The sequence below is a fragment of the Luteitalea pratensis genome (genome assembly GCF_001618865.1).
In the GTDB taxonomy this organism is placed as follows: Bacteria; Acidobacteriota; Vicinamibacteria; order Vicinamibacterales; family Vicinamibacteraceae; genus Luteitalea; species Luteitalea pratensis.
Genome location: NZ_CP015136.1, coordinates 3,206,402 through 3,229,442, shown reverse-complemented (window position 1 = coordinate 3,229,442; position 23,041 = coordinate 3,206,402). Strand labels below are relative to the sequence as shown.

General features: G+C 66.8%; 18 protein-coding genes and 1 pseudogene. 5 read left to right on the top strand and 14 right to left on the bottom strand.

From position 1 onward, the window contains the following. Window positions 1-6: 6 nt before the first annotated feature. The 3 genes and pseudogenes from LuPra_RS34470 to LuPra_RS13255 form a co-directional block, all read right to left on the bottom strand. Window positions 7-369 (bottom strand): annotated as a pseudogene (locus LuPra_RS34470) (transposase); the annotation flags it as partial. 513 nt (window positions 370-882) lie between these two features. Then, a complete protein-coding gene (locus tag LuPra_RS13260) occupies window positions 883-1,572 on the bottom strand; it encodes a hypothetical protein (RefSeq protein ID WP_110171193.1) in 690 nt (229 codons plus the stop codon). 27 nt (window positions 1,573-1,599) lie between these two features. Beyond that, a complete protein-coding gene (locus LuPra_RS13255; RefSeq protein ID WP_110171192.1) occupies window positions 1,600-1,995 on the bottom strand; it encodes a winged helix-turn-helix domain-containing protein in 396 nt (131 codons plus the stop codon). Window positions 1,996-2,072: 77 nt separating this feature from the next. Between LuPra_RS13255 and LuPra_RS13250 the strand changes: the two genes are divergently transcribed. Beyond that, the gene (locus LuPra_RS13250; RefSeq protein ID WP_110171191.1) at window positions 2,073-2,483 is read left to right on the top strand and encodes a hypothetical protein; all 411 of its coding nucleotides are present in this window, start codon (window positions 2,073-2,075) and stop codon (window positions 2,481-2,483) included. Window positions 2,484-3,432: 949 nt separating this feature from the next. Here the strand turns inward: LuPra_RS13250 and LuPra_RS13240 are convergent. Beyond that, entirely contained in the window at window positions 3,433-6,342 is a 2,910-nt protein-coding gene (locus tag LuPra_RS13240; RefSeq protein ID WP_110171189.1) for a protein kinase domain-containing protein, read from the bottom strand. After that, window positions 6,329-6,874: a sigma-70 family RNA polymerase sigma factor gene (locus tag LuPra_RS13235; RefSeq protein ID WP_257724530.1), complete on the bottom strand. Its 546-nt coding sequence runs from the start codon at window positions 6,872-6,874 to the stop codon at window positions 6,329-6,331. The genes LuPra_RS13240 and LuPra_RS13235 overlap by 14 nt, the downstream gene beginning before the upstream one ends. Window positions 6,875-7,164: 290 nt before the next feature. Here LuPra_RS13235 and LuPra_RS13230 point away from each other — a divergent pair, with 290 nt between their 5' ends. The 4 genes from LuPra_RS13230 to LuPra_RS33220 all read left to right on the top strand — a co-directional run bounded on the left by LuPra_RS13230 (window position 7,165) and on the right by LuPra_RS33220 (window position 10,125). Further along, a complete protein-coding gene (locus tag LuPra_RS13230) occupies window positions 7,165-7,608 on the top strand; it encodes a hypothetical protein (RefSeq protein WP_110171187.1) in 444 nt (147 codons plus the stop codon). Between the two features lie 525 nt (window positions 7,609-8,133). Further along, on the top strand, window positions 8,134-9,066 hold the full coding sequence (locus LuPra_RS13225) for an ABC transporter ATP-binding protein (RefSeq protein ID WP_110171186.1): 933 nt from the start codon (window positions 8,134-8,136) through the stop codon (window positions 9,064-9,066). Further along, a complete protein-coding gene (locus tag LuPra_RS13220; RefSeq protein WP_110171185.1) occupies window positions 9,053-9,463 on the top strand; it encodes a hypothetical protein in 411 nt (136 codons plus the stop codon). The genes LuPra_RS13225 and LuPra_RS13220 overlap by 14 nt, the downstream gene beginning before the upstream one ends. Window positions 9,464-9,471: 8 nt before the next feature. Continuing rightward, a complete protein-coding gene (locus LuPra_RS33220; RefSeq protein WP_234800872.1) occupies window positions 9,472-10,125 on the top strand; it encodes an ABC transporter permease in 654 nt (217 codons plus the stop codon). A 152-nt stretch (window positions 10,126-10,277) separates the two neighbouring features. On the opposite strand, the gene LuPra_RS13210 is transcribed toward LuPra_RS33220, so the two are convergent. From LuPra_RS13210 to LuPra_RS13165, 9 genes are all read right to left on the bottom strand, one after another. Continuing rightward, window positions 10,278-10,742 (bottom strand): RES family NAD+ phosphorylase, encoded by a 465-nt coding sequence (locus LuPra_RS13210; RefSeq protein WP_110171183.1) that lies wholly within the window; start codon window positions 10,740-10,742, stop codon window positions 10,278-10,280. Between the two features lie 2 nt (window positions 10,743-10,744). Then, window positions 10,745-11,119, bottom strand: a complete 375-nt coding sequence (parS, locus tag LuPra_RS13205; RefSeq protein ID WP_157899118.1) for a type II RES/Xre toxin-antitoxin system antitoxin — start codon at window positions 11,117-11,119, stop codon at window positions 10,745-10,747. Window positions 11,120-12,480: 1,361 nt separating this feature from the next. Then, window positions 12,481-13,557, bottom strand: coding sequence for a DUF4432 family protein (locus LuPra_RS13195; protein WP_110171180.1), 1,077 nt, complete (start codon window positions 13,555-13,557; stop codon window positions 12,481-12,483). After that, window positions 13,554-14,852, bottom strand: coding sequence for an MFS transporter (locus LuPra_RS13190; protein ID WP_110171179.1), 1,299 nt, complete (start codon window positions 14,850-14,852; stop codon window positions 13,554-13,556). The genes LuPra_RS13195 and LuPra_RS13190 overlap by 4 nt, the downstream gene beginning before the upstream one ends. Next, on the bottom strand, window positions 14,849-16,060 hold the full coding sequence (locus LuPra_RS13185; protein WP_162271375.1) for a mandelate racemase/muconate lactonizing enzyme family protein: 1,212 nt from the start codon (window positions 16,058-16,060) through the stop codon (window positions 14,849-14,851). Before LuPra_RS13185 ends, LuPra_RS13190 begins: the two co-directional genes overlap by 4 nt. Beyond that, a complete protein-coding gene (locus tag LuPra_RS13180) occupies window positions 16,057-17,100 on the bottom strand; it encodes a glycoside hydrolase family 88 protein (RefSeq protein ID WP_110171177.1) in 1,044 nt (347 codons plus the stop codon). The genes LuPra_RS13185 and LuPra_RS13180 overlap by 4 nt, the downstream gene beginning before the upstream one ends. Before the next feature lie 16 nt (window positions 17,101-17,116). Then, the gene (locus LuPra_RS13175; protein ID WP_110171176.1) at window positions 17,117-20,074 is read right to left on the bottom strand and encodes a hypothetical protein; all 2,958 of its coding nucleotides are present in this window, start codon (window positions 20,072-20,074) and stop codon (window positions 17,117-17,119) included. Window positions 20,075-20,078: 4 nt separating this feature from the next. Continuing rightward, window positions 20,079-20,855, bottom strand: a complete 777-nt coding sequence (locus LuPra_RS13170; protein ID WP_110171175.1) for an SDR family NAD(P)-dependent oxidoreductase — start codon at window positions 20,853-20,855, stop codon at window positions 20,079-20,081. Continuing rightward, window positions 20,852-23,035 carry a glycoside hydrolase family 2 TIM barrel-domain containing protein gene (locus tag LuPra_RS13165; protein WP_110171174.1) on the bottom strand — a complete coding sequence of 728 codons (2,184 nt, stop codon included), beginning with the start codon at window positions 23,033-23,035 and terminating at the stop codon, window positions 20,852-20,854. Before LuPra_RS13165 ends, LuPra_RS13170 begins: the two co-directional genes overlap by 4 nt. Window positions 23,036-23,041: the final 6 nt, after the last annotated feature.

Genomic DNA, 23,041 nt, shown 5'->3' with positions numbered 1-23,041 from the left:
ATGCAGTGGTCCCGTGGCCGGGATGTTGTGCAGCGCGACCTCCAGCAACTGCCCTCGTCGTGAGAGCGTCGTGTGGTCCGGCGCAGTGAGACCGGCACGCATCACGGTCAGGATCGATCGGACGAAGCCCTCCGTCTGACACAGTGGCAAGCGGAAGACGACTCTGAGCGTCATGGCGGTCTCGATCGCCAGATCCGAAAAGCGCTGCTGCCCGCCTGGGCGACCGCACGGCGAAACTGCCCACGCCGCTCTGGCGTCTGGGGAAAGCCACAGCGTCACGTCGCCCCGACTGACGAGGGCGCGTTCGTACACCCGCCAATTCCCCACCCGATAGTGCGTCTTGTACGTGGGATGCACGCGCGACTTCATCGCACGATCATGCGGCGAGCGGGGTCGACACGCCACCGCCTCCAACCGCCGACCCACGGACGGGAGGGTCCGCAGCAGCCATGCACCAACGCCGACAACATTGACACTGACCACCACCGTCGGCGCCAGGGCCAGCCACCCACGAGCCGTCGATCGAGGGACGCCGCGCTGCGTGGCGATGCGCAAGTCACGGTACGTTGGACCAGATCCCGGAGCCGATGGTCATAGCGTTGCTGCGGGCGGCGCGTCGATCGGCATGCGGAGCATCATCCGGTACCCTGCCGATTACCGCCGCAAAGGCCCTACAGGCGTCGTCGGTCGCGACGACAACTCGCGCGGAAACGAACCGAATGTCGATGGGCACAGCACGGGTATTTCTCTGGGGTACGTTCCGATCTGGGATATCGATCCTTCGCACGTCCCCGTCCTTCCCACGATCCAGCGCACGAGAATTGGGCGGTACTTGTAGAACTTTCTCGAACGCGAACTCCTTACACACGCGCCGGCGGATGCTCACGGGCCCTGGGCATGCTGCTGGAGGTAACGCCGACAACGATCCGCGGCGGCATCGAGTCCCACATCGCTGAGGCGCTCGTGAAAACGCGCATCGCCGCGCAGGCAATCCCATTGCGGTGCGACAGCGACGTGCACGAGCGCCGGATCGCGGCTCGCGATCGCGGCGTCGAGATGCGCAAACGCCTCATCCAGGTTGCCGGCTTCGCCATGGAGCAGCGCGAGCTGCATGGGTGGGCCGTTCGCATTGGCGCGCAGCGCGAACTCGACGATGCCAGCGCGGCCCCGAGTGTCGTACGTGCGCCGCAGGTCTTCGAGCAGGTCCAGCGGCGCCCGCGCGGCTCGTGCGTGCGTGAGCGACTCCGCCATGTGCCGGTCGAGATCGCCCTCATTGAGCTCGAGCGCGCGTTCGAGGCTCCGCCGCGCGCCGTTCCAGTTCCAGTCGCTGAGGAACAGGACGGTGCCCAACGCGACCTGCGCGTCGGCGTTGGACGCTTCCATGGCGAGCGCGCGAAGGGCCGCGGCGCGAGCCGACGGGTACGCGACCTGCGGTGCCGCCAGGCGCAGCTCAGCCTCCGCGCAATGAGCGACGGCCAACCCCGCGTGGGCGGCTGCGTAATCGGGATCGAGCGCGATCGCGGACCGGAATGCCTCCACGGCGCGCGGGATGTCCGAGCGCGAGGCGGTCATGAGGCAGGCGCGGCCACGTCCGATCAGTTAAGACACCTCGGGTCGAGCTGGCAGCACCCCGATCGGCCACTTCATCGACAGCGGTTCGGCGGGAACCCTCGTCCGCCTGACTGCCTCGGAAAACCGATAACCAGCCCGCGGCACGGTCTCGATGTAGGTGCCCGCCACCCCGCACTCACCAAGGCTCTTGCGAAGCGAGGAGACGTCCACGGCGAGGACACCTTCCTCCACGGAGACATCGCGCCAGATCAGATCGAGCAGCTCGCGCTTGGTCACCAGCGTGCCAGCACGGCGGACGAGCGCCACGAGCACATCGTGCGCCTTTGGCCTGAGCGCCACCACCTGCCCGGCGTTGCACAGCCTCCGCTCGTGCCCATCGAGCGCATACGGACCGCACTCGTACACCTCAGGACTACCAGCCACGGTTTAACCGAATCTTAGGCGATCCTTCGGGACGCCGGCACACGGCCCCGCGTATACCTGTTCGACAGGAGGTTGCCATGAGCGATCCATTCGTGGGGACGTGGACCCTCAACCCGAGACGGTCCGCATTCGACGCCAACCACACGCCCTCGGAGGCCACCATGACGTGGGAGCAGGAGGCGGACGGCACGTACGTGCTGCTCGCCGCGGGCGTCGGCGCGACGGGCAAACGTTGCGAGGAGCAAGCGCAGCGCTTGCGCCCGGACGGCGTCGCCTACCCCGTCGACGGCTTTCCAGGACTGGCGTCGGTCACGACGCGCCCGAACGGAAACACGATCCGCGCCGAAGCCAAGCGAGAGGACGGCTCGCTGGCCGGCGAAGGCACCTATGCCGTGGCAGAGGACGGACAGACGATGACCGCGACGACGAAGGGATTCGACTCGCAGTTGAGACCGTTCACGCAGCACACGGTGTGGGATCGCGCCTGAACGCAATAGGCTGGCTCGACTGCGAAACACTGCGGCCTCGGGAAGACTTCCGAAGACGGACGGTCGTTTGGCATGGAGCGGTGCTGAAGGCCGCCTAACTAATCGTCCACAGCGGTCCTTACGCGTCCATGGCGCTGCCTGGGCGTCCAGTCTTTTCAGTAACGAAATCGCTCCGAACATCGCCCGCCAGCCGTGCGCGGCACGACTGCCCTCCCCCGCCGTGGCCTTTCTGACCATCGACCGAGATGCGGACGCGATCGACTTCTATTCATTTGACGACCACCCCGTGCATCGGCTCGGGCGGTTGGCGTTTCAGGTTTCTCGAATCGCTGGTCTGAGTGGCCTCGTGGGCCGTCGCGATAGCCGTTCGGCGCTAGCGAACGCGACGGACCACTGGGAGAGCGACATCATGGTCGCTGACGGCTTCCGCTAGTCTGAGAGAGGTTTGAATCAGCCGCGGTCCAAGGTGAGTTCCATTCTGAACTCGCATCCGTCGTCAGGCCTTCGCCGGCGCTTGGCATTCGCGGACATGACGGCGGGGCACGCGCACCATCGCCTTTGGGACGCGGCACACCGTGCCCGCCGCCGGGCCGTCTTCACAGACATTTCGAACTGTCGCGTGCGAGTTCTCGCCAGCCACGACGGGAAGGTCGAGTACCGCGAGCATGCCGCGGACGTTGCGCGGGAGAGAGCAGAATGTCGTCGAACGCAGCACGCCGTGTGACCTCGGGTCACAGCTATCGCCGGAGTGGTACGGGGAACTAACGCTGGGGCTGTTGCTCCGCATCGAGCCGCCAGCGCAGGGCCGCCGCGGCGCTCCAGACCTGCCGAAACGGGAGGTCGGGAGGCCGAGGCGAGGCTTGCCTGCCGCGTCCTGAATCGATGTCGGCCAAGTTACACACGCAACCGCGCAAATCCGAGAGGGCCTTGCCCGCTGGGATGACACGTGTCAGCGCTTGTGTTCCCAGTTGACGATGAGCGTGATCGGCGGCGTGACTTCTTCGACGAACGTATTGACGAGTACCCGATGACCGTCCGCTGTGACGTCGTACGGATAGGCATCGACCCGTGCCGGACGTGGATGGATGACGAATAGTGGCCGGCCGGTGCCGACATCGAAGCGTGACGTCTGCCCATTCACTGGCGTGACCATCAACGTGTTGTCGAGCGCCAGGTAGAACAGTTCTTTGCCATTGCGGTTCCAGCGCGGCCAGCCTCCGCCAGCGGTTGACACCTGCCGCTCGGAGTCGCGCCCGGGAAAGGCTGCCACGTAGACCTGCGGTGTTCCGGACTTGGTTGACATGAAAGCGATCCATCGTCCATCGGGAGAGAACTGACCCTGCGACTCGCGGAACCTCGATTCCTGGAACGGCGCAGGCTTCTTCTCGCCAGACAGAGGCAGCACCCAGATATCGCTTTGTTGAATGACGCCGCCACCGCCCACGTACACCAGGAATCGACCGTCCGGGGACGCGCTCGCGTTGAACTTCCCGAGGTCGTCCTTGAGCAGAAGCGTTTCGCTGCCCGAACCGCTCGACGGTTTCTCGTACAGGTCGATCCTTCCTTTTCGCAGCGAGCTAAAGAAGATACGCTCGCCACCAGGGCGGGACCAGTTCGGCCCGAAGTCGTCGCCGGACTCGTACGTAAAACGCTCGCCCAGCCGGCGCGCGACATCAAAGATCCAGAGATCCCGAGTGCCGATCTCCAGGTCCAGGAGGCTGACCGCCACGCGCGTGTTGTCAGGCGACAGCGCCACGTCAACGTAGTCCGCTGGATCGCCGAGTGTGGCGAGGCGGGTGCCCGCGCGATCAAACCACGTGAGCTGGGAACGGACCACAGAACCAGCCTGATACGCGAGCAGCCCGGTCTCGGAGACGGTAAACACTCCAGCCATATCTGAGGCGGAGGACCCGGTCGTCTGGACGTGATCGACGAGAGACGCGGGTGTGCCTTGGAGTTCGAGACGACCGACATCGAAGGGCTGCGCCAGCAACGCGCCGTTCCGCAGGAAGAGCAGATAGCCGTTCGCATATTTGGCGTTCGACCCGCCCGGCTCGATCAGTTTGCCCGGCGCCGTCGAATCGAGTGCGCCGACATACACTCCGCGCGGGACCGTGCGGCTGGCCTGGCTCCCCACCACGAAATAGAGAAAGTGGCGGCCGTCCGGGAGAAAGAACGGGAACGAGTGCTGAACGTCACCGCTCGCCGTCTCGAGGGTCGTGACCGGCGTCGTCGTGCCGCCCGATGCTGACACCCGAAAGAGTGGCGAGTTCCCCCTCGGAGTGAAGAGAATGACGTCGTCGCGGTTCCAGGCCCCGGTCGACTCGAACGATGCGTCGCACAACGTGACGACTTCGCCGCCGGCGATGCCGATCGTCTTCAGTTTGTTCTGGGCCAGAAAGGCGATGAAGCGGGAGTCCGCGGACCAGAACGGGTAGGTGGCGCCTTCGGTGCCGCCAAGCGCTTGCGCGACGCGACTATCGAGAGGCCGTACCCACAGCATGGAACGGCCAGTCGAATCCGAGGCGACCATCGCGAGCCGCCGGCCATCGGGGGAGAGCACAAAGCGCCCCGGCGGATTGCCCGACCACAAGTTCACACCGGCAGGAAGCACGATCGACGTGCTGTAGCTGGGGGTGTCGGCTGGCGCCCGATCACCGGGCCCGGCGCGATTGAAGGCCAACATCGCGACGAGTCCTGTTAGGCACGCGGCCGCGATGATCCATCCGACGCGCTCACGTGTCGCGATACGGGCGATGCGGGACGACACCGTCTGGCCGGAGTCGCGGGCGTCGGACCGAGTGGTCTCCGCTTCGTCGATCTCGAGTCGGGCGTCGGCGATGTCGGGCAGCCGGCGCTTCGGATCTTTCTCGAGGCAGCGCCGCAGCAACCGGCGTACGCTCGATGGGGTGTGCTCCGGCAGCGCCTTCCAGTGTGGCTCGCGGTCGAGAATCGCGGTGATGGTGTCCGACAGCGTGTCGCCGGTAAACACTGCACGGCCAGTCAGGATTTCGTATAAGACGCATCCGAAGGCCCAGATGTCGGTGCGCTTGTCGACGGGCCAACCGCGCGCCTGCTCGGGGCTCATGTAGGCTGCGGTGCCCAGGATCATTCCCGCTTGCGTCATTCCCGGTACGGTCAGAGGCGGTGGCTGCGGCCCGTCGGACTCAGCGCCTAATCGTTCCATCACTTTCGCCAGCCCGAAGTCGAGCACCTTCACTGTGCCATCGGCTCGGACCTTGATGTTCGCGGGCTTGAGGTCGCGATGGATAATCCCACGCTCGTGCGCGGCTTCGAGCGCCTCGGCGATCTGTTTCGCGATCGGCAGCGCTTCGTTGATCGGAATGGCGCCACGCACGATTCGCTGCGACAGATCGTCGCCGGGCACCAACTCCATGACGAGCGCGTGGACATCGCCCGCCTGCTCGAGTCCGTGAATGATCGCGATGTTTGGATGGTCCAACGAGGCCAGGGTGCGGGCTTCGCGCTGAAACCGTGCAACGCGGTCCGCATCGGCAGCGAATGCCTCCGGCAGGACCTTGATCGCCACCTCGCGATCGAGCGTCGCATCACGGGCTCGGTAGACCTCCCCCATGCCGCCTTCGCCAATCTGCGCGGAGATCACATACGGCCCTAGCGCCTGGCCGATCCGGATCCCCCCGCCGATTCCATTCGCCACGGCCGGGGTACTCAGGAACGCGGCGCCACCGTCATGCGCCAGCAGGGACTCGATCTCTCGGCGCAATGCGTCATCGCCCGCGCACGCGTCTGCCAGCAACGCCTCACGTTCGTGCGCGCCGCGCGCGAGGGCCTCGTGATACAGCCGCTCGACCCGCGCCCAGCGCTCAGGGGTTGTCACGTGGAGAATCGTCCAATTCGCGCGCCAACCAAGCTTTTGCCAGCCGCCAGTCGCGCTTGATGGTGCCAACCGAGAGGTGAAGCGCCTCTGCCGTCTCCTCCAGGCTCATTCCGGCGAAGAAGCGCATCTCGACCACCTGACACTTCCGGGGATCGATCGCCTCCAACGCGTTCAAGGCGTCGTCGAGTGCCACGAAATTCTGGGAGGGCGTGTCCGCGACGGCGACGGCCTCGTCAAGTGACACCTTCAGTCCCCCATCGCGCTTCTGATAGCCCTTTGCGCGCGCGGCATCCACCAGAATTCGCCGCATGAGGCGCGAAGCCATCGCAAAGAAATGGACACGATTCTGCCAAGGGACCTGCTTGACTTCGATCAGCCGGAGATATGCCTCGTTGACCAGCGCGGACGCCTGGAGCGTGTGGCCGACACGCTCGTGACGCATATGGCGCCCGGCCAAGCGGCGCAGCTCGCCGTGGACGAGGGGCAGCAACCGGTCGAGCGCCGCCATCTCCCCTCGGCCCCATGCCTGCAGCAGAGCGGTGGGGTCGTGCCCGTGACTGGAAATGCGCCCAGTCTACACCTGCCCGAATGGCCCAGGTTGAAAAGGGCCCGTGCTTCTCGGCCCCTTTGGAAGGTCTTGACCTTTTTCGCCGTCGTTCTCGCCTCCAAGAGTAGGAACCGGCAAGAGCCGGTTCGGCGAGGATTCCGAAGCGGAGATCCCGAACAAGGAGAATCATCATGCGACTTCACGAGACGGCCTTTGCGGAGAGTAATCGCGTCAGCCCGAGAGCACCGTCCATACGCCGAGCGGGAGCCGTCGCGATGGCGACCGGCCTTGCGGTCATCGTTGGCCTGAGCCTCTCGGACACGGCGACGGCGGCGAACAAGGACGGCCCTCCAGAGTGCACCAACCGTACACTCCAAGGCGACTACGGCATCCTCGTCTCCGGCAGCCGCGGACTCGACCCCGGAGTCACTGAGTCATTCGTCGGCACCGCCCTCCGCACGTATGACGGCGATGGTCAATTCACCCAAATAGACAACGGTCACGGTGAGATTACGGGATTTCGGCAGAACGTGCAGGCATACAGCACGTACGAAGTCCACGCCAATTGCTCCGGCACGTCGCTCATCTACTTTCCGGGGGCTCCGTCTCCCGTCGAGACCGCCTTCGTGATCGTCGCCCACGGTGACGAAGTAAAAGATGCTGTGATGGCGCCGGCGCGGAACATCGTCACGGCGTCCCTGTGGCGCGTTGGTCGGTAGCGATAGCCTAGACCACCCGTGATGTTGAGTCCGCAACGCCTCCGTGTGGCGCAGACATTCCCCTGCGCGGGGTCTTTTGCCACCACTCGGAGGCCCGTCGACTTACCCTTCGTCTTGTCGTCCAACACGGGCGAACGGGTGGCCGGCGTTCGCCGCGCGCTTCTGGTTGGCCTCGCCGGTTTTGCCGACTCGATTCACGATGTCTCCGATCGAGCTGTGAATCAGTTCCTGCGTACCGCCTGGAAGGTCAGACGTGCCAGAGTTTCCTGCTTCAGAAGAGTACTATCGGACCGCTACGCTCAACGAGTCCTCAGGAGCGTCGCCATGGAAGTGCGGCCGGTACGGCGGTTTGTCCCGGTGCTGAGCGGAGCGGTGCGCGTTACCGTCCGTGCCAGTGGATGCAGGCTTGCCAGCAGCGTCGGGACGGTGAGGCCGGCTGACCTTCGCGAGATCGATCCAAAACGATCTCGCGTACGACTACGACAGGCCCGACCGTCCAAGGCCGCAGCACGGAGGCGATGAGCTATGACGGCCATCATCGAGGTGTCTGGGCTGACCAAGCACTATGGGGGCAAGCGTGGCGTTATCGACGTGTCCTTCCAGGTGACGGAGGGCGAGACCTTCGGTTTCCTGGGGCCGAATGGCGCCGGCAAGACGACCACCATTCGTCTGCTCATGGGGTTGCCCTTTGCGAGTGGCGGCGGCGCCCGCATCGCCGGACTGGACTGCTGGCGACAGTCAGTCGAAGTCAAGCGGCTGGTGGGCTACTTGCCTGGCGAGCTCGCCCTCGATCCCGACCTGACGGGCGGGCAGATCCTCGCCTATTTCGCCAACCTCCGCGGCGGCGTGGATCAGACACATCTCGAACGGCTCGTCGCGCGGTTGGACCTCGACACCAGTCGCCAGTTCCGGCATTACTCACATGGCAACAAGCAGAAGGTGGGGTTGATCCAGGCGTGCATGCACCGCCCGCGCGTGCTGATCCTCGACGAGCCGACGAGCGGTCTCGACCCGCTCAACCAGCAGGAGTTCCAACAGATCGTCGCTGAAGCCCGCGCCGAAGGGCGCACAGTCTTCCTCTCGTCGCACATCCTCACGGAAGTGGAGTCGATGTGCGACCGAGTGGCGATCGTCCGCGAGGGGCGGCTGGTGCGGGTCGGTGGCGTCGCTGAACTGAAGGACATCAAGCACCACGAACTGGAGCTGACGTTCGCCGGCGCGCCGCCGGTCGACGCGTTCCAGGGGCTGGTGGGGCTGGAGCGCGTGGAGGCGCTGCCCGACGGACGCACGCTGCGCCTCACCGTCCAGGGCGAAGTGGATGCCGTGGTCAAGGCCGCCGCACCGTATCGGCTGGTCAACCTCGTCAGCCGCGAGCCGAGTTTGGAGGACATTTTCCTGCGCTACTACCGGGACGAGCACATGGCGGCCGGACAGGACACGAACCGTGTGGTTTCGTAGCATCTTCCTCAAAACGCTGCGCGACTGCCGCGTCGCCATCGTCAGTTGGGGACTGGGGATCGGCGTGCTGACGCCGCTCGTCTTCGTTGTCGTCCCCCCGCTGCTGGCTGACATGGGAGCCCGGGCGGAAGTGCTCGCGCTGGTGCGGCATCCGGCGATGCGCCTGTTTGCCGAGCCCGTGGACGTGCTCAGCCCTGGCGGCTATGCAACCTGGCGCCTGTCGCTCGTGCTGCCGCTGCTGGGCATCTGGGCGTTGCTCGCGGTCAGCCAAACGCTTCGCGGCGAGGAGGAGTCCGGTGCTCTCGATGTGCTGCTCTCAGTTCCTCGGTCAAGGCTGCGGGTCGCCACGGAGAAGCTCGCCGCCATGGCGACCGCGCTCCTGTTGATGGGGCGCTGATCGCACTCATGGCATTCGCAGGCGGGCAGGTCGCGAACACCGGCCTGCCACTGAGAGCGGCACTCCTGTTCGGTCTCAACGCGTCGCTGCTGGCGGGGGTGTTCGGCTCGATGGCGCTGCTGGCGTCCCAGTTCACACGCGCGCGCCGAACCGCGGCCGGAATCACGGGGGCGCTCCTCGGGCTCTCGGTGGTGATGACGAGCGCGGGCCGCACCGTGCCGGGCGGCGCTTGGATCGGCCAGCTCTCCCCTGTGCATTACTTCGAGCTGAGCAAGCCGCTCGTCCCGAGCTACGGCGCCAGCCCTCGTGCCATGCTCGTGCTCGCAGCACTCTCGGCGGTGCTGAGCGCCCTTGGCCTCGCGATCTTCGTGCGCCGCGATATGGGGACCACGCCGAAGCGGTCGACACCCAGATGGAGTTTCTTCCAGCCTCGCGTGCCATTGCCGCCATGTTTCACGGCGGCCCACTCCCCTTCACCCACCGCTGACAGCGGAGTGTCAGGGCGGTCTGGATCGGCAGATCCGAAAACCGCTGCTGCCCGCCAGGTCGGCCGGACGGCGTCACGCCCCACGCCGCCTTGGCGTCAGGCGAGAACCACAGCGTCACGTCGCCCCTACCCGACAAGGGCGCGCTCGTACACCCGCCAATTCCCCACCCGATAGTGCGTCTTGTACGCCGGATACACGCGCGACTTCATCGCACGATCATGCGACGTGGGCGGTCGACACGCCAGCGGCTCCAACCGCCGACCCACTGACCGGGCGGCCCGCAGCCATGCACCAACGCCCACCAACGCTGCGACCGTGACTTCGCTTCAGGGCAGAACGAAACGTGGGTCGAAGGAGAAAGTAGTCGGGGTTCCAACTTGAATCGCGTTGAACTGGGAATGCTGCGGGTTGAAGAGATAGTTGGCTTCCGACGGTACAATCACGCTAGGAACTCTCAGAACGGCCGAGGTGACACTACTTACCCACGCATCGCCGATGGCCGCTAACGCCGCTGGAGCAGGAAACGATCGCCACGATGAAGGAAGGGCCGTCGCGTCAACCTCGGTGACAAGCGCCTCATCGAAATCGCTGCGAATCAGCACGTATGACTGAAGCGCCGCACCTGCACCGAGATGTACGAGCATTTCGAGAGTTGCGAGCGACTGGCTCCCTGCGGTGTAAGCGACCGCGATCCCTTTCGAATTCCAGCGCCCACCTGCCAGTCGCGCTCCTTCACCGCTGAAGGCCGATGAGACGTGTCGGGCCTTGATGATTCGCCAAGCGGCGATCATTGTCAGAGGAAGACACCATGTTCGAGGGCGAGAATCACACGCTCCACTTCAAGTGCGCCAACTTCAGTCCTCGCAAGGTCGATCGGCCGCAAGTTCCCGAGCGCCGGCAACGGCCGCTCCAGCCAAGCCGATGCCTCCTTCGAATTTCCTTCGAATAGCTGCAACGCCCGACCAAAGATGCGGGACGCGCGCAAGAGACGATCAGATTCGTCCGGATGAAAGCGTCCCTCTTGCTTGCGTCGCGCGAGAGTGCGCTGAGGGATAGCGAGCAAGAACGCAAGCATCTCAACTTCCCACGACGTATTTCGCCGTAGTCGTTCGAAGGCGCGATAGGGGATTCCACGATCGACTTCGGCGAGGAGTTTGAACAGATCCACACTCGAAAAGCCGAGGAGACCAGCATAGTCGTGCGGGCCAAGATGGCCGTGCATTAGCAAGTTTCGGAAGCGACGGAGTTCCTCCGTTAGATCAGCACCCTGCTCTTGGCTCTCACTCGAAGCGGAGCGACGGCGTCTTAGGACTCCCTCGATTGCCATGTGGCATGATTATGCAGCCATTTGGCATCGGCCGCAAGCTGCTGCTAGGCGGCATCGAAGAAACCGCGGGGCTGTCTCCAGGGGACATTCCGAATTCTCGCGCGCAGTGCTCGTCAGCCGGCTGACTGCACGGACATTCTGCACTTTCCTGCGCGAGTTCTCGTCGTCGATGCCGAGAACGGGCGGCTGCGGCATGTGACCTGAATCCCTGACATCGCTCTGCCTTCTGCGGTCCCCGCGCGGCGGCGCGACCAGTCCGGTGGCGTCGCGCTTGACCGGCACGAGCGCTGAGGTTCGGTTGCCGCGACCGTGTCGGATGTTCACACCGCCGTATGGAGGGCCCGACACGTCTCACAGCTGGCAGATCGGTTGGCCTGCAGGCGTGCTCGGCGCGCGGCGTCCCCGCGTGACGCGAGTTCCGCCGGGATCGTGTCCCCTATCCCGCAATACATCTCGTCCGGCGTTTGGCCGCGAAATGCCGACTGCGGCAGCACGCGATTGTGTTCGTCGACGCAGAACGCCACCAACCGGCGCACCGTCGCGACGCTGTCGAGCGCGTGCAGGAAAAGCCAGTGATGCTTGAGGGAACGCCACCAGCTTCGATCATCGAGTTCGAGAATTTCAGCTCCGTCATGGCCAGCAGACGCCGCAGCACGCCCGTGGCGAGCAGTGCGTCGATCTGCGCGTTCACGTTCGCCACACCTGCGTCCGCCAGCACGATTGGCACATGTTCTGAGGGCGTAGCGCGTTGACTGGCGTTGACAGGAGTACGGCGACGCTGTTGCCCGGTACGAACGCACCGGCCACGTGCCACGCCAGAATCCGGCGCGAAAAGTTGTCAGTCACGGCATGCAAATAGGCTCGGGCGCCGTCGAGCGACCGGATCCTGGCGAAGTTCTGAGTCCGTGAGTCCGTTCCCCGTAGACCCACGACCTGATTCGGTGAAGCGCAAAGCCACGCCCGCGCCGCTCGATAGCGGGACACCGCGATTCGTGGCGATGCGGAGCTCGCCCGTGCGTCGGACGAGTTCCCGGAGCCGATGGTCATAGCGCTGCTGTCGGCGGAGTGCAGTGGGCATGACTGATCATCGCCGCCCGCTCAATGCCCAAGGTACACGCGACCTCTGGCAGCCTGGCGACAACTCGCGCGGCGGCGTGCCGAATGTCCTGGCGCACAGCACCGCGGGTGCTCGGACCCCGACGTCAGCGAACGTTTCCATCCTTCCCGACCGACAGGACTTCGGCGAGGCCGGTGAACACCGTCGCCTCGAACCGCGTCGTCACCGGCGCGCCCGGCTCCAGGCGGATCGCCGCGCCGCGCGCCGCCGCGCCGGCCAGCGACGGCAGGTCGCAGGCGGGCTCCAGCGCCATGAGGTACGGCTGGCCGTACCAGGGATAGTCGACGCCGCCGCGCAGGAGCTGCCAGAGTCCGAGCGTCGGAAACAATGCGGGATCCCACCGCAAGGCGAAGCCGAGGCCGCGGTGCGGATTGACGATCGCGTACCACCCGTCGCTCAGGTCGTCCAGTCGCACGAAGTCGTGCGAACGCGCGTCCGGACCGGGAACGATCGACAGATCGACGACCGACCCGTCGACGCCAGCCAGATGCGGCCAGGGCGCCTCCTGATCCGGACGCAGCCGGTGACCCGACGGTGGCGCCGCCCCAACCCGCGCGCGGCACGGCGGCAGGAACACGCGACATCCGGCTTCGAGAAATGGCCAGCCGAACGTCGGATGCTGTCCCCACAGCACTTCGATCGTGTGCCCCGCCTCGCTGACGAGCCGTTCATCGATGACCAGCGTCGACGCGCCCTGTGCGAGCGTCAGTGTCTTCTCGACGTAGATCGGCAGACGCACAAGGCGCACCGAGAACGTGACGACAACCCTCTCAGGCTCGTCGGTGACGATGCGATAGTCCCACGGCAGAAAGGTCGCCTCGCCGTGGAAGCCAAAGGACGCGCCGCGATGCACGCTCGGTTCGGGACCGTTGGGCAGCATCTCGTACCAGCCGCCGGCGAACTGATCGCGGAACGGCCCCTCGGGAAGCGGCGACGAAGCCCGCTCTGGTCCGGCCCGGCGCAGGCCGTGGTACGAGTGCCATAGCAGTTCGACGTCGAGCGGCTTGTAAAGGAACTCGAGCACGTCGGCGCCCTTGTCGGCGACGACGAGCACGCGGAGCCGCTCGTTCTCCAGGATCACGCAGCGGTGGCCGCGCCAGACGATCTCGCGCAGGCGACTGCCGAAATTGCGCTCGTGCGTACAGGCCTGATACGGGTTCATGGTGCCGCACCCTCGGCCGTACGGTCACCGCGCAGGAACCAGACGAGCGCCAGCGCCAGCGGGTGCAGCAGCGCCATCGTGACAAACACGGGCACGTACGAGTAGTTGCTGACCAGATATCCAACAACGCCGGTCGAGACCATGCCGCCGAACCCGCTGCCGGCAGCGACAATCCCGAACGCCGTCGCCACCGACGCAGGCGGATACCGATCGACGATGAGCGCTCCGATCGTGACCTGCCACGCGAGCTGTGAGCAGGCGACGACGGCGGCGCACAACAGGACCAGCGGTATCGACGGGGCCCATGCGACCAGGGGACCGACGAGGATCGTCGTCGCGGCAATCCGCAGCACCAGCTTGCGCGCCGCCACGGGCGCGTAGCCACGGTCGATCAGGCGGCCCGAGAGCCAGCCGCCGCCGAGCGCCCCGAGATCAGCCGCCAGATACACGACCCATGCGACGCGCCCGACTTCGATCAGCGACAGCCCGCGAGTGTCCGTGAGGTACTTCGGAAACCAGAACAGGTAGAAGTACCAGACCGGATCGGTCAGTACGCGTGTGCCGAGCAGCAGCCACGTGTCCCGCTGGGTGAGCAGCGTGCGCCACAGCGTCCACTCGGCGCCGCCAGTTGTCGATGTCGGCGCAGGCGGCACGAGAACGCGCTCCGCGTCGGTCAGTCGAGGGTGCTCGTGCGGTGGCCGGTACAGCCAGAGCCAGGGAATCACCCACAGCAGCCCGAGCACCCCGGTGACGACGAAGGCGCCCCGCCATCCATACGAGAGTGCGAGCCAGGCGATCAGCGGTGGCGCGACGGTCGCGCCAATCGTCGCCCCCATGGTGAAGATGCCGTAGGCAAGGCCGCGCTCGCGAGCTGGGAACCACTCGGACAGCGCCTTGGGACCCACCGTCCAGTTGCCCGGCTCTCCGACACCTAGGAGCAGTCGCCAGAGTCCCAGCGTGAAGATCGAGGAAGCGAAGGCCGTCCCGATGTTCGCCAGCGACCACCAGACGATGAACGCCGCCATGCTGACGCGCGTGCCGAGCCAGTCGGTGATCCGTCCGGATACGAGATAGGAGATCGTGTACGCCAGCAGGAACGCCTGGACAATGCGGGCGTAGCCGCTGTCGGAGATGCCGAGATCGTCCTGGATGGTGCGCGCGAGCACCGACAGCGTCTGGCGATCGACGTAATTGATGACCGTCGACAGGAAGAGGATCCCGACGATCCACCAGCGCAGGTTGGGGATGCTTCGGAGCCCCGGTGAGGGGCCGGCGTGCGACGCGGAAGGTGTCATCGCGGGTCCGCCCAGCGATCCAGCGCGTCGGGGGCAAAGGCGAGGCCGAGCCCCGGGCGGCGGGGCAGCGACACGTAGCCCGCCTCGACCTGGATCGGCTCGGTCAGCCAGGCGTTGCCAATCGGGTTGTCGCCAATCCAGTACTCGCTGGTCATGGTATTGGGCATCGCCGCCGCCAGGTGCATGGTCGCCGCGATGTGCACGGCCGATCCGATGCTGACGTGCGGCGCAAACGCGAGGCCGAAGGCGTCGGCAAGCTCCGCAATCCGCCGGCACTCGGTGATGCCGCCAGCGCGACAGACGTCTGGCTGCACCACGTCGAGACCGCGGCATTGCACGAACGCGGCGACCTCATAGCGCGACGACAGTGAGTCGAGCGCAATCGGCAGCGTCAGGGCCTGGGCCAGGACGCCGTAGCCCTCGACGTCCTCTGGTGGAATGGGCATCTCGAGCCAGGCAGCGCCAAGCTCCTCGAGTTGCCGCCCCAACCTGAGCGCCTGCGCTCTGTCGTACACCCCGGCGGCATCCGTGTAGATGAGGAAGTCCGCACCCAGGCGTTCGCGCACGGCGCGCACGCTGCGCAGATCGCCGGCGATCCCCTTGCCGAGGGCCATCTTGAGGCCTGTGTAGCCCTGGGCACGCAGCCGGAGCGCCTCCTGGACGAGCGCCTCGAGCGCCTCGTCGTCGGCATCGAGATCGAGCGCCGGCAGACCCGACGCGTAGACGCGGATGGGATCGCGGAACACGCCGCCCAGGAGCGACGCGATGGGCACACCCGCCGCCTGCGCCGCCAGATCCCAGAGCGCGATGTCGATGCCGCTCATCGCCTCGAGATAGAAGCCGGCGCGGTGGCCGCGCACCCGCATGCCGGCGTACATCCGCTCCCACAGCACGGTGACGTCGCGCGGGTCGGCGCCGCGCACGAGATCGGCCAGAAGCAGATCGATGATCGCCTTGGTCGCCTGCGGCGCCACCGGCGCCTTGGCCTCGCCATGACCGACGAGCCCGGTGTCGGTCGTCAACCGGACGATCACGGTGTCGATCGTCGCCGAGTAGAGGTAGCGCCGGCGGATCGGCGTCGGGTACTCGGCCGAGATCTCGGGCGCGGCGGCGGTGCTGGGGCGTCCCCATGCGCGGCTCCCCCAGTACGGCCGCGCATCCGACGGCGGCGCCTGCACGGCAAAGGTCTCGATGCGGGTGATCTTCATGGCCTCTTCCCAGGCTCCGAAGTGGAGGGGGGTCCTGCCAGCATGAGCAGCAGCGGGCCCTGCCCCCATGGGAAGACACCGAACGGTCGCGTGACATACATCCGCAGTTCGCCGATCGGTGTCGCGTCAGACACGAGCCCGAGTGCGCCCGAGGCCGATACCTGCTCGAGCACGGCGGCCTGCGCTCGGGCGCGCATCGACTCGTGCGAGTTCCCCGGCAACACACCGGCCTGGCGCGCACGATCGATCGCGGTCGTGGTCATCACCGCCAGGGTCGTCTCGGGCGGCGACTCAGGTCGGTCGAGCACCGTCGGCCACAGCCCAGACGACTGCTGCAGCACCGCAAGTCCGTCGAGAAGCGCGGCGAGTCGTTGCCGCAGTTCGGCCGCCAGTCGCGCCTCGCCCGGCACCCACGCGAGTGTCTCGACCAGGCCCATCGCCGCCCACCCGTTCCCTCGCGCCCAGAGTTGTCCGTTCCTGCCGCAGTGCTCCTCGAAGCCGTGCACGAACAACCCGCTTCGCTCGTCCTGCAGGAGCCGGGCGTACGCGAGCAGTGTCGTCGTGGCCTCGTGCGCGTACGTGTCATCGCCGGTCACCTGCGCGAGACGGGCCAGAAACGGCGGCCCCCCGTCCATCGAATCGACCCAGATCTGACGGCGCCAGCCGGGCAGGTCGGGGCGCAGGTATCGCACACCGGCTGGTCCGGGTGGCGTGGCCATGTGTAGCCGGGAGAGCGCCCGCGCGGCGTCGAGCCAGGTGGACTCACCATCCAGCGCGTGAAGCGCCAGCAGCTCGGCGCCCGGTGCCACATGCTCCTCGGCGCTCCGGCCGACGCCCCGCCCGACATAGGTGCGCAGCAGCGCGCGCACGAAGCCGAGCGGCTCCTCGGCGCCGGTGGCCCGACTGGACGCGAGCAGACCGCGGAGTGCCACCGCCTCGCCAAAGGCCCAGAGACGAAACGGCCAGCGCATCGTGCACGCCGCGACTGTCCGAAGCAGTGCATCCGGACGATCTGGATGGAAGTAACTGGTCGCGCTCATCGGTGGCGCCGTCTTCTTAGCGCGCCAGCACGAGCGCCGGACCGGTGTGCGTGGTGCCACGATGATCGGTCGCCGTGACCCTCACCTCGAGCGCCCGCGAGGGATCGCCGACGTGCACACTCAGTTCGAAGGGGTACGCCGTGTCGCGAACGACGGTCCACTCGTCATCGCCCTGGCGATATCGGAACTCGACGTCGCGCGCATCCTTCTCGGTGGCATCCATGTAGACGAAGGCGTCGGCAAACTCAGGGACGACGCTGAGCAGCATGCCGGTAAGCGTTCCGATCGCCGGCACGCCCGTCTCGACCCGCGAGAACCCGCGATCTGAAGGCGGCTGAGGCAGCGCCGTCACGACGCGCCGCTGGAAGGCCGGGTCGACCGCCAGCTTGCGAATCGTCGCCACCGTGAAGCCCCTGCCGGCCACGGGCACGCGCAGCACGCCATCGATCGACGTCGTGTTACCCGACGCACTTCCAGTCAGCGCCACGTCGTAGCGGACGCCGGCATCCCAGGGGACGACGTCGGGATCGAGCCTCACGGTCACGTCCTGGGCGTCCGTCGACGTGTTCATCAGGACCAGATGCAGGTCGGCCGAGCCAACGCCAAACAGGTGGTTCACCGCCGGTGTCGAGAAGCTCGCCGCCCGCCGCGGCAGCCAGAGGGCCACGTCCTTGTCATCGTTGATGCGCCCCAGCCGGTGCCCGTAGACCTTGCTCGTGAGGAAGGCATAGCCGGGCGCGTAGGCCGACGGGAAATCGACGCGGCCGCCCGACCGGGCGAAGGCGTCGCTCACCAGGTAGTCGACGAGGAGCGCGATGTGCGGCCAGACATGGTTGTAGAAGATCGCGTTGTACTTCAGATCCTGGTACGAATGCAGCGGGTAGTCGGCCCGCTGATAGACGTTGGTCTCGAACGACGTGAAGTAATAGCCGGGGAAGTTGGCGTAGCGTCCAAGGACGGCGTTCTCGGCCGCCTCGCGAAGCAGCGGGTCGTTTGCATGGTGGGCCAGACGCATCAACCAGGCCGCGTGATGGGTCAGCATGATCGGCCCCAGACCATACGTGCGCCCTTGCTCGGGCGGTAAGCCGACGAGCGACGTGCGCCAGGCTGGCAGGCGCTGCTCCGGCACGGCAGTCGTCGTATCGCGAGGGACACGAATCCAGGTGGGCTCGTTCGGGCCGCTCTTCGGGTTCGGCACACGCTGCCAGTTGACGACGCCCGGGACTCGTCCTCCCTGGTTGACGAGCATGGTCGTCGCCGGCGCGAACGGCTGTGAACGCAGCATCAGCAGCATGGCTCGTGCCGAGGTAATCGCAGCATCGAGGTAGCGCCGCTCACCGGTGGCCTCGTATATCTCGTACAGATCGAACCAACGCGGCCCGTAATCGATATAGAAGGCTGCCTGCTTGTCGACGAGCGCCGAGTTGGTCGTGAAGTCACCTGGCAGCGTGTCGATCTCCGCCTTGACATGCGCGTCCGCGCCGCTGCGAGCCTTCTGCAGCCAGGATTGCTCCCCGGTGATGCGGTACATGGCCAGCGCGTCCTGCCAGGTACCGCCGCCGGTGTCGGTCAGCAGGTTGAGGCGTCGCGGCTTGCCGAAGAGACGCTCCGCTTCACGCTTGAAGCCCACTGACTTGCCGCCGGTCATGGCGAACAGGCCGGCCAGCTCGCCGATCTCGACGCACGGGCCCCGCAGGAAATGCGACGGGTTCTGGTAGGTGATCGCCTCGTCGGTCGCGTAGAGGTACTTCTCGCGCGACATCACGTACTCGATGAGCGGCAGCGCCCGCCTGTTATAGATCTCGCGATCGCCGGTCACCAGCGCCACACCCAACGCGTGCAGCGCCGAGACCACCTTCACCGTCCCCGGCACGTCCCACTTGTAGTCGAAGCCCTTGAGCTCAGGCACCCAGCCCGAATACGCGTCGTCCATCGCAAACGCGATCATGTTGTCGAGCGTGTCGTTCAGCGAGATCGCCGCGTTCTGCCGTTCGGCGCGATAGGCGAAGACGTCGCGCAGGACGTGCTGGAGACCGGCGTACCAGTCGCCGGCCGCGAGCACGTACCGCGTTTTGAACGCGAACCGCTCGCCCGCCGCGCGCTGCGACCCTTCGCCGCCGAGCACCGGCGCAAACAGCATCGGTCGCGCCCGGCCGTCGACGTCGCGTAGGGTCAGCCCGAAGCGCGAGTTCTGGAACGTGGCGAAGCGATACGGGATCTCCGCCGGATCGGCCGCCACGCCCTCCGTCAGGCCCCCCGCCGTCACAAACGTCGCTGCGGTTGTCGCCATCGACTCCGGCGTGAGGTATGACTTGGCGGGAAAGCGCCGCCAGGACCAGACCAGTGGCTGGTAGACGAAGTCGAGCGTGGCCGATTCGCGGCCCCCCACGCCGCCGAACGCAGCGGAATAGAAGCCTGCGACCCGAGGCGTCACCGACGTGTCGATGATCGGCGCGGCAGTCCCAGGCTCGAGCGCTATCGCGAGCGCGACGTCGTAGGACGGGTCGGCCTTGAACGAGAAGGTCAGCGTCTGCGCATCCTTCACCGTGACGCCGGTCGCCCGATGCTGCCGCGGCGAGGCGACGGCGAACAGATCGCTCTCGTTGCTAACCGGCGCCGGTTTCTGCCCCGGCACGCCCGCAAACAGCTCGGTCTCGTGAGGAGGCGGCGCCGCGGGCTTCCATCCGGCCGTGAGCACGACCTCCTCGCCGAGACTCATCGCCCGGTAGCCCGGGTCGGTCCTCGTCATCAACACGCGCACGTCCGGCGTCAGACGCCGGGACACGCCCGGTTGATCGAGGCGGCTCACGACCAGTGCGGCGGGCGCACCGCGTCTCTGCTCGACGACGATACGATAGCGCGCGTTCTCGATGCGCAGCTCCGCGTCTGCCGCAGCCCTCGCGCCCCAGACCGACCCACCGCTGGTCAGAGCGACCGCGAGGCCGACCGCCAGCCCGACACGTCCGCGTCTCATCCGCCTACTCCTGCCACCGGCGCGCGAGCAGCGCACCGCCGTCGACGACGTACGTGCCGCCGGTGATGAACGCGGCTTCGTCCGACGCCAGGAACAACGCCAGGTTCGCAACATCCTCCGCCGTGCCCAGCCGCCCCAGCGGATGCCGCTTCACGTTTCGGGCGCGCGCGGCCTGCGGATCGGCCTGCCGATCGAAAGACGCCTGAAGCATCGGGGTGTCGATCGATGCCGGACAGATGCAATTCACGCGAATGCCCTCTTCCGCCAGTTCGAGCGCGAGCGTCCTCGTCAACGTGATGATGGCGCCTTTCGACGTCGAATAGGCGGCCATGCCAGGCGCGCCGACGATCCCGGTGATCGACGACAGGTTGACGATGGCGCCGCCGCCCGCCGCCCGCATCAGCGGAATGACGGCACGCGCGCAGATCCAGGCACTGCCGACGTTGACGCGCATGACGCGATCGAGTTCCTGCACCGCCGACTCCGCCAGTGTGCCGAACGACGTCGTCGCGGCGCTGTTCACGAGCACGGTTGGCGAGCCGTACGCCTGCACCGTGCGCTCCACCATCGTCGCGACGTCGTCTTCTCGCGATGCGTCGCCGGCGACGCCGAACGCTGCGCCGCCCTCACCGACAATCTCAGCGGCGACGGCGTCGGCGGCCGAGGCGTCGAGGTCGACGACGGTCACACAAGCGCCCTCGCGAGCGAACCGGAGGGCCGAGGCACGGCCGATGCCAGACCCGGCCCCGGTCACGATTGCGACCTGACCGGCCAGCCTCATTGAGACACCTGCTGGCGCGGCGTCAGGCGATCGATCGCGGCCAGGCGATGCATCACGCTGCCGTCACGCCTGACGATCTCGAGCGACAGTTCGGCCGCCGACGTGGGGGCCGCGACCGCGAGGACGCGTTGGATCCGTTCGCCGGGCGCGAGGTCCGGCAGCGCGGTCTCGACACGCGGATTGGCGCTGTCTTTTGCAACGATCCGGAGCGTCAGGCCGCTGATGCGACGCGAGGGGAAATCCGGGCGCGCCTGCACTTCGACGCGAGCGATGAGACGTCCGCCGGCCAAGGACATGGGCGCCGCCGCGATGCGCACCGTCGCGAACTCGGTCGCGACGACGTGGTACGCGTCGCGCGGCGCCCGGTCGGGACCGACCAGGCCCCAGGGCCGGTACCCGTTTGGCGCCGTGTCGGGGAATCGGCTGCGATAGTCCTGGAAGGTCCATACCGACGCGCCGGCGACGAATGGACGCTGACGCAGGACCGCGGCCGCCTGACTGAAGTAGCGTCGTCTCTCGTCCCGGCTGGCGACCTTGTCCTCGCGCACACCGAACTCGCTGATGACGATCGGTTTGCCTGGATAGCGCTGGTGTACGAGATCGAGCACCGCGCCGAGGCGCTCCGCCGGGGCGTAGCTGTTGATGCTGACAAAGTCCACGTAGTGCGACCCCTCGTCTTCGGGCCTGGCGAGATCGGCTCTGAAAGCGCGATAGCTCGCAAACGTGATCGGCCGCGACCGATCGATGGTACGGACGAACGCCGCCATGTCCCTGGTCCATCGCACGCCGGACGGCGTGTCGGACGGATACTCGTTGCCGACGCTCCACGCGACCACCGACGGGTGGTTCCAGTCGCGTTCGACGAGTTCGCGCATCTGACGCTCGAAGTCGGCGCGCATCGCCGGATCGTCCATCTGCGAGGGCTGCAACTGCCAGTTGGCGGCCTCGGGCACGATCAACATTCCCAGGCGATCTGCGAGGTCGAGCAACGCGGGCGGTGGTGCATGGTGATTGATGCGCTGCAGTTCCATGCCCGCCGCCTTCATCAGCCTGACGTCGCGCTCGACGACGGCAGCCGGCTCGATCAGGCCGAACACCGGATCGTCGCTCGGGCGATTGGCGCCGCCGAGGCGCACCGCCCGGCCGTTCAAGTGCAGTTCTTCGCCGCGCACTTCGAACCGGCGAATCCCGAACGTCGCGTCGTGCAGATCGGCCGTGGCCGGGGCCGACTCGGTGATCAGCTCGGCGCGCAGCTTGTACAACGTCGGCGTGTCGAGGCCCCACAGCTGGACCGCGCCCTTGGGTAGCGTGGTGCGCACCGTCACGGCCTTGGTCTCGCCGGCCAGCGTCTCGGCCGAAGCTTCCCAGCGGGCGGCGGGTGTGTCGAGTGCGAACTCGCGATCGCCATCGAGCCGGACGATGGTCATCCGGAGGCGCGACGACGCGCGCTGGGCTGTCGTGTTGCGCACCCAGACCGCTACTTCGATCGCGGCGGCACCGCTCGCAAGATCAGGCGTCGTCGTGATCCGCTGCTTCTGGATGTACACCGGCGGCGACACGACCAGGGCGACCGGACGGACGATACCGCCGTAGTCCCACCAGGGATAGACGCGCACCGACGGGTCGGTTCCCGGGCGCGCGCCCGGCATCGTCCTGGTGCTCCAGCTGTTGTCGGCCTCGACGGCCACGACGTTCGGCTGGCCGCTCTTCAGCAGGTCTGTGACGTCGAATCCGAATGGCGTGTAACCGCCCTCGTGCGCGCCGACCAGCGTCCCATTGAGCCACACGCGGGCGCGGGCGAACACGGCGTCGAACTCGATGCGCGCGTGCCGGCTGCCGATGGGCTCCGGCGGTGTGAACGACCGTCGGTACCACGCACGGCCCGTGTACTGGTAGCGGGGATCGACTGGCCAGCAATGCGGCACGTCGACGCGATCCCACCGGCGTTGGTCGAGGTCCGGCGCAAACCAGCGATCGCGCTCTCCCTCGCCGGCGGGGTCGACGGCAAAGTGCCATTCGCCGTTGAGGCTCACGGCCGTACGTGCCGATGCAGTCGGCTGTGCCGCGGACAGGGACGTGGCAGATCGAGCGTGCGTGGCGAGGAATGGAGCGGCACGCGTCGCCAGCGCCGACGCTGCCAGCAGTGCTCCGGTCGCGACCCACAGTCGGCTCGTGTTCACGTCGCC